The sequence below is a fragment of the Microcoleus sp. Pol7_A1 genome (assembly GCF_036701085.1).
Classification (GTDB): domain Bacteria; phylum Cyanobacteriota; class Cyanobacteriia; order Cyanobacteriales; family Microcoleaceae; genus Microcoleus; species Microcoleus asticus.
Genome location: NZ_JAUBQD010000040.1, coordinates 57246 through 68761, shown reverse-complemented (window position 1 = coordinate 68761; position 11516 = coordinate 57246). Strand labels below are relative to the sequence as shown.

14 protein-coding genes and 1 tRNA gene are annotated in these 11516 nt (G+C 45.3%); 9 read left to right on the top strand and 6 right to left on the bottom strand.

What is annotated here, in order from left to right:
* Positions 1-130: 130 nt before the first annotated feature.
* On the bottom strand, positions 131-973 hold the full coding sequence (locus tag QUA20_RS21100; protein WP_333190983.1) for a hypothetical protein: 843 nt from the start codon (positions 971-973) through the stop codon (positions 131-133).
* Positions 974-1034: 61 nt separating this feature from the next.
* Here QUA20_RS21100 and QUA20_RS21095 point away from each other — a divergent pair, with 61 nt between their 5' ends.
* Positions 1035-2021, top strand: a complete 987-nt coding sequence (locus QUA20_RS21095; protein WP_333190982.1) for a DUF1848 domain-containing protein — start codon at positions 1035-1037, stop codon at positions 2019-2021.
* 184 nt (positions 2022-2205) lie between these two features.
* On the opposite strand, the gene rlmD is transcribed toward QUA20_RS21095, so the two are convergent.
* A complete protein-coding gene (gene rlmD, locus QUA20_RS21090; protein WP_333190981.1) occupies positions 2206-3618 on the bottom strand; it encodes a 23S rRNA (uracil(1939)-C(5))-methyltransferase RlmD in 1413 nt (470 codons plus the stop codon).
* Positions 3619-4090: 472 nt separating this feature from the next.
* Here rlmD and QUA20_RS21085 point away from each other — a divergent pair, with 472 nt between their 5' ends.
* A complete protein-coding gene (locus QUA20_RS21085) occupies positions 4091-4576 on the top strand; it encodes an allophycocyanin subunit alpha-B (RefSeq protein ID WP_172185605.1) in 486 nt (161 codons plus the stop codon).
* Positions 4577-4703: 127 nt separating this feature from the next.
* Here the strand turns inward: QUA20_RS21085 and QUA20_RS21080 are convergent, their stop codons facing one another.
* Positions 4704-5087, bottom strand: a complete 384-nt coding sequence (locus tag QUA20_RS21080) for a hypothetical protein (protein WP_333036081.1) — start codon at positions 5085-5087, stop codon at positions 4704-4706.
* A 181-nt stretch (positions 5088-5268) separates the two neighbouring features.
* On the opposite strand from QUA20_RS21080, the gene QUA20_RS21075 reads away from it, so the two are divergent.
* On the top strand, positions 5269-5670 hold the full coding sequence (locus QUA20_RS21075; RefSeq protein ID WP_172192721.1) for a helix-turn-helix domain-containing protein: 402 nt from the start codon (positions 5269-5271) through the stop codon (positions 5668-5670).
* 214 nt (positions 5671-5884) lie between these two features.
* Here QUA20_RS21075 and mazG read toward each other — a convergent pair whose 3' ends face one another.
* Together mazG and QUA20_RS21065 are read right to left on the bottom strand one after the other, a co-directional pair.
* Positions 5885-6712, bottom strand: a complete 828-nt coding sequence (gene mazG / locus QUA20_RS21070; protein WP_333190980.1) for a nucleoside triphosphate pyrophosphohydrolase — start codon at positions 6710-6712, stop codon at positions 5885-5887.
* A gap of 124 nt (positions 6713-6836) precedes the next feature.
* Positions 6837-7466 carry a metal-binding protein gene (locus tag QUA20_RS21065; RefSeq protein ID WP_333190979.1) on the bottom strand — a complete coding sequence of 210 codons (630 nt, stop codon included), beginning with the start codon at positions 7464-7466 and terminating at the stop codon, positions 6837-6839.
* A 72-nt stretch (positions 7467-7538) separates the two neighbouring features.
* On the opposite strand from QUA20_RS21065, the gene QUA20_RS21060 reads away from it, so the two are divergent.
* From QUA20_RS21060 to QUA20_RS21040, 5 genes are all read left to right on the top strand, one after another.
* Positions 7539-7610 (top strand) — tRNA-Val (locus tag QUA20_RS21060).
* A gap of 192 nt (positions 7611-7802) precedes the next feature.
* Entirely contained in the window at positions 7803-8186 is a 384-nt protein-coding gene (locus QUA20_RS21055; RefSeq protein ID WP_333190978.1) for a hypothetical protein, read from the top strand.
* Between the two features lie 87 nt (positions 8187-8273).
* Complete coding sequence (gene ygfZ / locus QUA20_RS21050; protein ID WP_333190984.1) at positions 8274-9353, top strand: CAF17-like 4Fe-4S cluster assembly/insertion protein YgfZ; 1080 nt, start codon at positions 8274-8276, stop codon at positions 9351-9353.
* A 174-nt stretch (positions 9354-9527) separates the two neighbouring features.
* Positions 9528-9905, top strand: a complete 378-nt coding sequence (locus tag QUA20_RS21045) for a hypothetical protein (RefSeq protein ID WP_333190977.1) — start codon at positions 9528-9530, stop codon at positions 9903-9905.
* Positions 9906-9995: 90 nt separating this feature from the next.
* The gene (locus QUA20_RS21040; RefSeq protein ID WP_333190976.1) at positions 9996-10301 is read left to right on the top strand and encodes a hypothetical protein; all 306 of its coding nucleotides are present in this window, start codon (positions 9996-9998) and stop codon (positions 10299-10301) included.
* Here QUA20_RS21040 and QUA20_RS21035 read toward each other — a convergent pair whose 3' ends face one another.
* Positions 10302-10424: a hypothetical protein gene (locus QUA20_RS21035; protein ID WP_333190975.1), complete on the bottom strand. Its 123-nt coding sequence runs from the start codon at positions 10422-10424 to the stop codon at positions 10302-10304. It lies immediately after the preceding gene.
* Between the two features lie 119 nt (positions 10425-10543).
* Here QUA20_RS21035 and QUA20_RS32070 point away from each other — a divergent pair, with 119 nt between their 5' ends.
* Positions 10544-10762, top strand: a complete 219-nt coding sequence (locus tag QUA20_RS32070) for a Uma2 family endonuclease (protein ID WP_445304693.1) — start codon at positions 10544-10546, stop codon at positions 10760-10762.
* Positions 10763-11516: the final 754 nt, after the last annotated feature.

The following is an 11516-nucleotide window of genomic DNA, read 5'->3' as shown; positions in this document are numbered from 1 at the left end:
AGATTTAATAGGGTTTTGTCTTGCTTTTGAGTCAGAAATACTCTTAATCGAGCGCCCATATATTAGTTACCCCACTAAAACTAGAGTTTTATTTATGTATCTTAACATAGTTTTGTTTTTTCTCGCCGACCTACTTAAATCCTTGAGCAAGTGCATCTGACATTTCTTGAACTGGCAATCTGTCTGCATCAGTACCAATCGTAATTACAGAGAGACGATCGATTGGAACTTCTTCAAATAACAGTTTATAGGCGAGGGCGTATTCTTCGCTGTACTTAGCATAATTACCAACAATTAAATCTGAATCTATGCCTCCTAATTCTTTTAAATCCTCATATTCTTGCTGTTCACGTTTGTGCTGACTGCTAAGCAAATCTACAACTGTAGAGTGAATCATTAAAACGTGACACAAAAATGGTTGCTGCCATTGCTCCCGCTTTTTTGACAAACAGCGTATTGCAGGAATTACAGCTTCTCCAATACTTTTGGGCAATGTATGGAATTCCAAATTAATTTGTGATGAAACAACTTTAGGTTGTACTTGGGTAATTAACTTGTTATATATTGCCAAAGTCCATTTATTAACGTCTATACCTAAACAATAAATATTGACTGGATGGGTGATTTTTTTTTGTTTTTTTAAACGTAAAATTATTTCTACAAAAGCAATCGAAGCCGCGCCAGCACCACACCCAACATCCACAAGGCAAATATTCCGATTCTGGTCAAGCCAAGTCAGCAACTTTTCTGGAGTAATAATATTTTCCAAGGTGTGGATGACTTTAAAATAGTGTGTGGGGAAATAAAGGCTATATTGAGCTGCCGCACTTTTAAAAGGTTCTTTATTATCATCACACTGCTTGTAAGAGCTTATATTTTGATATCCATTGACTTCTGGTTTAGTTGCAAGCCATTGATGTACAGCGGTATAGGCATCTGCAATATAAGGATGAAAAGAACGATGGTTTTGCATTTGTTGATTTTTTTGTCAAAGGTGCGATATAATAATTGTAGGTGTCAAGCGCATAAGTCCAATGAAAATTATCAGTGCCAGTCGTCGAACTGATATTCCAGCCTTCTACTCGAAGTGGTTTCTCAACCGCATTCGAGCAGGTTTTTGCCATTGGGTAAACCCATTTAGCCGGCAAGTATACCGCGTCTCACTTCAACCAGAAGACTGCTTAGCTATTGTGTTTTGGACTCGCAATCCCAAGCCTTTGCTGCCACACCTAGATTTTCTGACCGATCGCGGTTACTGCTTCTATTTTCATTTCACCATGATTGGTTATCCAAAAGCAATAGAGAGCAGCAATCCGCCTCTTTCGGTATCGATCGATACTTTTAAGCAACTTTCACAGCGTCTTTCTGCCGATCGAGTCCAGTGGCGATATGACCCCATCGTACTTAGCGATTTGACTCCAGCTTCTTTCCATCTAGAGCAGTTTGATTTCCTCAGTCGCCACCTCGAAGGCTACACTCGGCGCTGTTACTTTTCTTTTGTCGACTTCTACGGCAAAACAGAGCGCAACTTAGGGAAAGTGGCACAAAAGTACAAGGTAAAGTTCGATCGCCCCTGTCTAGAGGAGAAACGCCAACTGCTTCAGCAATTACATGATATTGCCGCTGCACGGGGAATTAAGTTGTATTCGTGCTGTGATGATAATCTGGCAGGAGAAAGTATTAAAAAAGCCCACTGCATTGATATTGATATAGTTAGGATGCTGCGACCTGATAGAGAAAGTCGTCTCAAGGCTGCTCCTACTCGACAGGATTGTGGTTGTGTTGAGTCAGTGGATATCGGTGCTTATGAAACCTGCCTTTTTGGATGTAGCTATTGCTATGCCACGAATAGTCGCGACACCGCATTGAAACGGATGCGCGACCACGACCCAGATGATTCAATACTTTGGCGACCCCCAACATTACAAGGGGTTGACCTAATCACACAAGAACACCGCAAGAAAGAGAAAACATCTGTTGTACAGTTACCCGTGGCTATTCAAGGAACACTTTTTGAGTAAAAGCTGTGAACCGATCAAAATCTCATGAAGCAGGCGATCGCCGCTAACCCAAACCACAAATACCTAATCTTCATTCTCTGTCGAGTTAATCAGGTAAAAAGCATCAGGGGAACCTCATCAAAAGAATTAACTTGCAATAAATGCTATCTCACACTTAATCAAATAAGCTCGATCGCCCTTTCATTTACCTGACCAAAAACGCCGCACACTCAACATGAGAAGTCTGAGGAAAGAAATCCGCCGGCTGCACTCGCGCTAACTTATAATCCCCATTTTCGCACAAAATCTTCAGGTCGCGAGCCAAAGTAGCAGGCTTGCAGCTAACATAAACAATGCGATTTGGTTTGATTTCCTTGATAGCTTCCAAAACCGCGCGATCGCACCCTTTCCTCGGCGGATCTAGCAGCACAATATCCGGTGTCAATCCCAAGGAAGGCAGCAAACTCTCTACAGTTCCCACCTGAAACTCGACATTTCTCACGTCATTTAACTCACCATTTAATGTGGCTTGTTCGATGGCCGCCGCTTGCACTTCTAAACCTATTGCTATTTTTACTTGTTTTGCCAGGGGTAAAGTAAAAGTACCAATGCCGCAGTAAGCGTCAACCAAAACCTCGTTGCCCTGCAAATTCAATTCCCCTACAATCACCTCTAACAATGCTTCAGCCGCCTCTGTATTTACCTGAAAAAAAGTATCGGCTCTTAGCTGAAAATTCATCCCAGCAAAGCTTTCTCGCAGATAAGAACGACCCGCAATGCAGCGAGTTTCAGTCCCAAAAATTACATTAGTTTGAGCGGGGTTTATATTCAAACAAACACCTACCAGTTGAGGATATTGTTTCAGCCACTCTGATGCTTGCTCTTCGAGTCCCGGCAACTCTCCAGTGCGAACTATTAAAGTTAGCAGCATCTCGCCAGTGCGCCGTCCGATTCGCAAGGACAAGTGACGCAATTCTCCTGTATGTTTCTTTTCGTCGTAGACTTGCCAATCCCGCCAGTGGATGTCTTCTTTGACTTCTTTTAACAAAGGATTGAGGCGCGGGTCTTGCACCGGACACTGATTGAGATTGACTAATTTGTGCGTGCTTTTTTGATAGTAACCTGCTTGGACTTGACCTGTTGCAGATATTGCCACTGGATAAGTCGCTTTGTTGCGGTATCCCAAAAATTGGGAAAATCCCTCGATTTTTCCCGTTAAAATTTCATCAACTTGGGGATTGCTAAATCCGCCAATCCGTTCTAAGGCTTGAATGATTTGATTTTGCTTGGCTGCAAGCTGATATTGATAATCTACGTGCTGCCACTGACAGCCGCCGCACTTGTCGGCGACAATGCAGTTAGCTCGGATGCGGTGTTCGGATGTTTCGAGAAGTGTGTCCAGCTTGCCTGTAGCATAGGTGGATTTGACTTGCACGAGGCGCACAAGGACTCGATCGCCCGTCACGGTATCGGGCACAAAAACTACTAACTCACCAAAACGACCAACTCCGTCGCCGGTGTCTGTCAAGTCAGTAATCTCTATCTCAATCAGTTGACCTTGCTGGCAAGGGTTTGCCAATTTCGTCGAGTTTGGGGTGGGGAATTTAGATTTGGTCACAAGTAGTCGTGGTAGGATTTAATATGGTAATGCAATATCGCTCTGTCTTTCCTGAGATAAGTCGTAGCGAATAAGCGGGGCGCAAGCCATCGCACTCAAGCTCAATTGCAGGCTGTCTTCCTGCTGCTGAACGTCTTGCTGCTAAAGCCAAGCTTCAACCGGGGAGTCGAGCTTGTCGCGAGTTGCCTCGATCCCGTCGGTGCGATAGGCTGTTGGGGCGATGTAGCAAAAACTCGTTAAACAGTCAAAGAGTCTGCCGACATCCAAACTCTCACTCGCAATTTTTGAGTTTTTCCCGCAGTACCCTGGAACACAAGGAAACTGGCTTGAACATCAAGCATAACGCTTGGGGAGATTTACCCTCTACTTCTAGGATTGATAAATGTTAGGAGCAAGGCAAGTCTGCGAACCAAGAATCCCGTCGCCAACTGATGGGAATGTTTATTAATGTTATCCTCAAATTTGAATAACAATGAGCGTAGTTAGCCAATTAATTCTCCAAGCCGACGACGAACTTCGTTATCCCAGTACCGGCGAACTCCAAAGTATCAATGATTTCTTTAAAACCGGACAACAGCGGGTGCGTATTGCTACTGCGCTGTCTGACAGTGAGAAGAAAATTGTTGAAGAAGCTAGTAAAAAACTCTGGAAAAAACGACCTGATTTTATCTCTCCTGGGGGCAATGCTTACGGCCAGCGCGAACGGGCTTTGTGTCTGCGCGACTACGGCTGGTACTTGCGCCTGATTACCTACGGTATCTTGGCGGGTGACAAGGAGCCGATCGAGAGCATCGGTTTGATTGGCGTTCGGGAAATGTATAATTCTCTCGGCGTTCCTGTTCCGGGCATGGTCGAAGCTATCCGCTGTTTGAAGGAAGCTTCTTTGGCTTTGCTCAATCAGGATGATGCTAAGGAAGCAGCTCCTTATTTTGATTATATCGCTCAGGCAATGTCTTAATTGCTTTCGTGATTGCTTTCACGGATGTGGCGGAGCATTCGCGGGTGATTTTTGGGGTGATTTTATCTCGCAATTGCTCGCAAATGTTTCGCTTCTGTTTTGGGCAAGGAAATCTGCCTAATTTCTGCTAGGAAGCAATGCTGTTTAAGCTTTCCCAAATGTTGAGCTCGTCTTGTCTTTCAATACACATTTGATTTAAAAAGTCAAGGGTTTTTGGGAGACATTGTTTTTGGAATTTCCGGCTGTCGTAGTGAATGGATGTTTTGAGCTGCGAGAGTTCTCTAAGAGTGGGGCAGGTTTGGATATGATGGGCGATCGCATTTTGCCATTCTTCCAGCTTCCGGTAGCTGAGAAATTGTCCGCCTCTGTCCCGCCGGTGCACAAACACCACGAAAGCCCAGGATTCGACTCGCTTAATTTGATTTTGGCTGATTTTGAGCAGTTGGGCGATCGACCTGACGGTGATGCGGAGCTTTTTCGATGGTTGGATGCGGCGAAACAGTGCAGTCATAGCTGTATACTCAGGGCTTGAGAGGCAAGTTCTGTTTAGAGTCAATTACATATTACTATATCAGATTCTTATTGCACAAGTGCAAAGAGATTGAATTTAAACTTCTTCAGCTCAGATGTTGCTCGTGCAACCCTCAATCATTGATGCTGTGCTAGTTTGAGAGTTAACGTAGGTGGGAAAAATGTCAGGACTCTCTAACAAGGCTGTGGTAGACAAAGAGCAGGAATTGCGTCCCGTTCGCTTCACTGAAACGGGGCGGATGCGTTTGGGGAAGATTTTAAAAGCAGCAAGACAGACAACAGGCTGGTCTGTCAGCGAAACAGAGTTCAAAACAAAGGGATATGAAGAGGCGCTGTTCACAGCTACAAATCAACCCGTACCCAAAGATGTGGGTATCAGTGCCGCAACAGTCAACCGTTACGAACGTGGGAAGCTGGATAATTTGGATTGGCGATCGCTCTCTCTGTTATGCTTTGTCCTCAAGCCGATCGATCCGGTGACAGGAGAGGCACTAGAACCGACAAATGCGCTTTATATCGCTTGCGAACATCCGCCGTACAACGATGCGAAGCTTTACGAGTAGTTGATTGCTGGCATCTGGCAGTATTGTTAATCAGTTTTTCAGGGCGGGCTAGAAGCCCACCCCACAAGCAAAATATTGAGTTGTTGTGGAACAGGCATCTTGCCTGTTCTTAACAATAGTGCGGGCTAGGAGCAACGGCCCACAAGCAAAATATTGAGTTGTTGTGGAACAGGCATCTTGCCTGTTCTTAACAATAGCGATCGGGAGTGATTGATTACCGATCGCCCTTTTGTTTAGCAATTAAAGCTTTAGCTTGCTGCCACAGAGATTCTAACTCTTCTGGGGCATAATCTGACAAAGGTCGATCGCACGCAGCCTCCACCTTTGCAAACCGCTGCACGAAGCGATCGTTTGTTCCTTGCAAAGCAGCCGACGGATCTAAATCGTACCAGCGTGCTAATTGAATCAACACAAACATAATATCTCCCAATTCAGACTGCTGCGCTGCCTTATCCTCGTGTTTGAGAGCGTGTTCAAATTCTGCCATTTCTTCGTGTAATTTATCCCAAACGCCCTCTACATTGTCCCAATCAAAACTCACTTCCGCAGCTTTTTGAGAGATTTTCATCCCGGCGGCGATCGGCGGCAAAGTGCTGGCATAACGGCTCATTTTCGAGGCTAAAGTTGGCGGCTTTTCCGAAGTTGTGCCTTTTTCTGCTGCTTTGATTTTTTCCCAGTTTTCGTTGACTTCATCGACGCTGTTGAGTTCGACATCGCCAAAGACGTGGGGATGTCGCCGAATTAGTTTTTCTGTAATGCCCGCAGCGATTTCGGCGAAGGTAAACTGATTGGATTCGCTGGCAATTTGAGCTTGCAGAATTACCTGTAACAGTAAGTCGCCCAATTCTTCGACGATCGCATCTTTATCTCCTTTGCGAATCGCGTCGGCGGTTTCATAAGCTTCTTCGATGATGTGAGGAATTAGAGTTTGGGGAGTTTGGGCTAAATCCCAAGGACATCCGCCGTCTGGCGATCGCAATTTAGCCACAACTTCTATAAGTTCTTTGAGTGCTGTGAGCGATCGACTTTCAGAATTAGACATAATAATTTACCTTTTATATCAACCGCGCCCGACGGTTATAACGTTGTTAAGAGCTCCAACCATTGATTTTATTACATCTTCCTTCTTCCTTCTTTCTTCTTCCTTCTTCCTTCTGCTGATTTTATTACTTCTTCCTTCTTCCTTCTTCCTTCTTCCTTCTTCCTTCTGCTATGGATTTGCTAGATGTGCGACTGGGAGCTTTGATTTTGGGCCTCTTAATTGTCTTAGGAGGGCGCAACCCGCTCAATCCTTTTTTTTTCAATCTTTTGTAAGCCGAGCCGCCCCAATCGCTCAGATAGTGGCTCATAGCGCCCAATTCTAGACCGATGTAAACGGCTAAAATTTCGATGTGGTGTTCCCAGATCGATCGGCCGTAACTCAAAACCACATCCTGCCAATTCCCGCCTAAGTTCCCGACTTTTTCGGCAATTGCCAATCCCAGCACTCCGAAAACCGCGATCCAGATAGCGAGGTACAAGATTCGCAAAGCAGTGCCGATCAGAGGGCCGTGGGACAAAAAAGAGCGGTGGCGCAGGCTTTTTTGGTACGGGAGCCAAATCGGTTTCAACCATCCCCAGCGCTGATACTGGCAGGAGTAGATATCCAAGTCAGGGCCAAACATCAGCCCGCCGAATAAGAAGCTGCCGGAAACGAGCAAAGTCAGGTTGCTGCTCTGAGTCTGGCCAAAGGTGAGGGCTGCCACTAAGGGCAAAGTCCACATGGTTATTTGATCGTGGGTGCGGCCAGAGGGCATTTAAAGTTTAGGATTTTTTTTACTTGATCTTTCTGAGTTACTGTGATATGATAAATCCCTGTGAGTGCAATTGGGCGATTAGCTCAGTGGTAGAGCGCCTGCTTTACACGCAGGATGCCGTAGGTTCAAATCCTACATCGCCCATCCGATAACTCAATATCAACAGTTTCAGCCGTTTTTAGCCGTCAAGCCGAGAACGGCTTTAACTATTTCTGTTGACGGTTGACTGTTGAATTTGGTGACGACTAAATTTAACATTCTGTGGCGGATGTCTCAAAAGTTGGCACGCAATGCTAGAAAATGAATTTATTGATTTTCTTTTTTAGAACCGTGTATATGAAGCCTAAAATAACTAGCCCGATCGCGTGGCAGCAAGCTGAACTTCTCATGCAGCCAGCGATGATCCGAGTGCTCGACAACATCCGCAAACAATTAGAAGAGTCAGTTTGGACGGGGACTTATCAAGAAGTGCAGATTCCGATTCCGGGCTATCAACTAATTTTAGAGAAGCAAGGCGAGCAAAGATCCGTCGATATTTGGGAACTTTGCTATCGAGTCTGCTTTGTCAACTACCAGCCCGCCCACACTCAACAGCAAAGCCAGGAAGTCGTAATTGACACTAGCTTGATTGAGGATGACACTGGGGATGTAGATTGGAATCGTCTTGATGCCAAAGCCAGTCAATTAATACAAGAAATATTCGCCAATTTGGGCAAATAGTCAGTTGTCAGTTGACAGGAAAGCAGTAGTTAACAGTCATCAGTCATCAGTCAACAGTCAACAGTCAACAGTTAACAAAATTTTATGCTGATTCAAGAATTGCACGACATTCAAGCAGCGGCTGGTGCTACTTTTGCAGAGTTAACAACCAAAGAAATTGTGCCAGTCAGTTTTGGTAACGACGCAGAAGCGATCGCAGCAACTAAACAAGGTGCGGCTTTGTACGATCGCACTCACTGGGGACGCATTCAAATCTCAGACAGCGATCGCCTGCGGTTCTTGCACAATCAAAGTACCAATAACTTTAATATACTCAAACCCGGTCAAGGTTGCGACACCGTTTTCGTGACTTCCACCGCCCGGACGATCGACCTCGCCACCGCTTACGCGACAGAAGATGCCGTACTCCTGCTAGTCTCAGCCAACCGCCGCCGCCAACTGCTGGAATTGCTCGATCGCTATATTTTCCCAATGGATCGGGTAGAATTAACAGATTTAACCGATACAACTGTGGCTTTCAGTATCCTCGGCCCGGAAAGCACTAAGTTACTAGAAAAAATCGGAGTTACGGAACTAGAAAATCAACCTTACGCTACTCACAAATTGATAAAAACCCCCCCTCTTTCCCCCCCTTACCAAGGGGGGGATGAAGGGGGGGTTCGAGTTGCGGTTGGTAGCGGTTTAGCAACTCCCGGATACACGTTAATTGCGCCAGCAAGCGATGCAGCCAACTTGTGGAAGGAATTAGTCAAAGCTGGGGCCGTACCGATGGGCGATCTAGTTTGGGAACAACTGCGAATCGAACAAGGACGCCCCGCACCCGATTTTGAACTCACAGACGATTACAACCCCTTAGAAGCCCGCCTTTTACACACGATTACCTATGACAAAGGCTGCTACATCGGTCAAGAAACAATTGCCCGGTTGAACACCTACAAAGGAGTCAAACAGCAACTTTGGGGAGTGCAGTTGAGCGGTGCGGTTGAACCCGGTACAGCAGTCACAATCGGAGAGGAAAAAGTCGGCAAACTCACCAGCATTGCCGAAACTGAATCCGGCTTTTTTGGTCTTGCTTACATTCGCACAAAAGCGGGCGGGGAAGGACTGAAAGTGCAAGTCGGATCGGTGTCAGGGGAAGTAGTAAATGTACCTTTCTTGAGTTCGTAGTTGCGCTCGGTTGCCTGTTGGCGCCGCAGCGCCAAAAACTTTTTTGTTGAGGTTGATTTGGGAAGGATGCTAACACCATAAATTGACACCTAGTCCTATCTTTAGATAGATTTGCAAACCAACAACAGCAATTATTCTGTATAACAGTAGTTACAGAAAAAACAGAGTTTTTCAATGAAAAAGTTTACATCGCGCTTAGTTACAACTTGCCTGCGAGTAGTAATAATCTTTGCTGTAGGAATAGCGCTGATTTTTAGCTCCGAATTGGAATTGTCGGGCAACAAAATGCAAGCGATCGCTACACCTTTAACCCCTGAAGCTACGTCTTACGAAGTTGCCCGTCCCGATCGGCAGCCAACAAGCGATACAGAGAAGGATGCCAGTGGTGTACTTGACAATATCCGAGAAAAGTTGAATCTCGACCAACCCATTGCCCCCAGTACCAAAAAATTTATAAAATCGGTAAAAAATAACGTGGGCGAAGCAGTTACGCCGGCACGGGAAGCAGCAGAAAAAGCTACAGATCGAGGTAGCAGCGATCGATCCAACTAATTCAATCGCATCCAGTTTTCAAATATCAAATTCTTAGTCCCTCTCTGCTGGGACGAAAGTTTGTGTGGTAGCGATTTCCCGATCCGAATCATGGAAGCGATACCGAACCCGGATTTGATTGTTCACATCGGCACTTCAGGTTGGAGTTACGACCATTGGGAAGGTGTGCTTCATCCCCACCAGCTAACGCCTCGCTCTGGGTTCGATCGCGCTATATCGAGCGCTATCAAACCGTGGAAGTTAATAGCACCTACTACCGCTGGCCACCAAACACTACCTTTGCGTTCCGGGCGAGAGCGCCTCGCGATAATTAAACGCTTTGTAGCGGTATTTGAAGTACAGTTCCACATTCGCTCGGTGTTCCTACAATCCCAGCAAGTTGATGGCAACCTCTGACTAATGGACTCTCACATCCCGCTGCACTTCGGCTATCCGTTCCTCAATTAGTCGAGTCGTAATTCCAATTTTATAGAAGCTGTTGCCGTCAGCTTTTACCTCATGAAAGTAGAGCGAATTCACTCTTGATGCGCCTCAATTGTGCGCGGTAAATATTCAAGTCAGCCCGCCGTTCGTCCAAACAAGATAACTCTTGCGCGCGGGCAACATCTACGGAGCAATCTAACTTAACTAACAGGGAATTGAAAGCCCCTGCTTATGCTCAGTCAGGAATCAGGGAGTATTGGATTCTAGATATCAATGCCCGTCGATTGTATGTGTTTCCGGAGCCAGGGGCAGAGTGTTATGCTAGCCCGGTTGTGTTGGCCGAGTCGGATTTAATAGCACCTTTGGCATTTCCAGATTGTCAGGTGTCTGTGGAGGATTTGCTCAACAGCAGTGCAGATCCCTGTTGTGAGTGAGGAAATTTTTAAAATTTATGGACAGACTGAAACGGACTTGCAATGCTGTATCAGCCATCCGCTACAGACAGGATTTTTCAAGGCAAGCGTTGTTTTTTGGACGCTTGCTACACAAACGCCTAACTCTAAATTAACTGCTTGTAGCGAAGTATACACTTGATTGTGGTTATAACTCCGTCTAAAGAATTATTGGTAGATTCTCCTGAAGACAGATGATAGCAGCGACCAAGGTAAATAACATACAAATTATACAGAGCTATTAGGTAATCTAAAGGCATAATTTAAAAGCAGTCTATCTGCGCCTTATAGGAAAGACATTCGACTTACCCACTTGTCCAAGCTAAACAAAGTGGCAGAATGTGGCGTAGTCTTGTGCCTTACTTCAGGTTAATGACTGCTCGATCTTTAGATACTTAATTAAGTTTACCTGATTTCTTCTGTCTCTGTTCTAGCTGTCAGACCCTAATTACCCTGTTGTTTTAAGTACCTCTAAAGAATTGTTTGTAGATTCTCCTGAAGGCGGAGGATAGCAGCAACCGAGGGAAATAACATCAAAGTCTACAGAGTTATTGGGGAATCTCAAGCCAGAATTAAAAGCACTCTATTTGCGCCTTATAGCACATACATTCGGCTTACGCACTTGCCAAAGTTGAACAAAGTTGCAGTAGGTCGCCTACTCTTGTGCCTTACTTCAGGTTAATGACCTATTGAGCTTTGATTATTAATTAGGTTTACCTAATTTTTTCTTTCTCTG

Bases quoted from the DNA above. Each gene is read 5' to 3' on its own strand.
- QUA20_RS21100 (WP_333190983.1), bottom strand. From the start codon at position 973: ATGCAAAACCATCGTTCTTTTCATCCTTATATTGCAGATGCCTATACC.
- QUA20_RS21095 (WP_333190982.1), top strand. From the start codon at position 1,035: ATGAAAATTATCAGTGCCAGTCGTCGAACTGATATTCCAGCCTTCTAC.
- QUA20_RS21085 (WP_172185605.1), top strand. From the start codon at position 4,091: ATGAGCGTAGTTAGCCAATTAATTCTCCAAGCCGACGACGAACTTCGT.
- QUA20_RS21080 (WP_333036081.1), bottom strand. From the start codon at position 5,087: ATGACTGCACTGTTTCGCCGCATCCAACCATCGAAAAAGCTCCGCATC.
- QUA20_RS21075 (WP_172192721.1), top strand. From the start codon at position 5,269: ATGTCAGGACTCTCTAACAAGGCTGTGGTAGACAAAGAGCAGGAATTG.
- mazG (WP_333190980.1), bottom strand. From the start codon at position 6,712: ATGTCTAATTCTGAAAGTCGATCGCTCACAGCACTCAAAGAACTTATA.
- QUA20_RS21065 (WP_333190979.1), bottom strand. From the start codon at position 7,466: ATGCCCTCTGGCCGCACCCACGATCAAATAACCATGTGGACTTTGCCC.
- QUA20_RS21055 (WP_333190978.1), top strand. From the start codon at position 7,803: ATGAAGCCTAAAATAACTAGCCCGATCGCGTGGCAGCAAGCTGAACTT.
- QUA20_RS21045 (WP_333190977.1), top strand. From the start codon at position 9,528: ATGAAAAAGTTTACATCGCGCTTAGTTACAACTTGCCTGCGAGTAGTA.
- QUA20_RS21040 (WP_333190976.1), top strand. From the start codon at position 9,996: ATGGAAGCGATACCGAACCCGGATTTGATTGTTCACATCGGCACTTCA.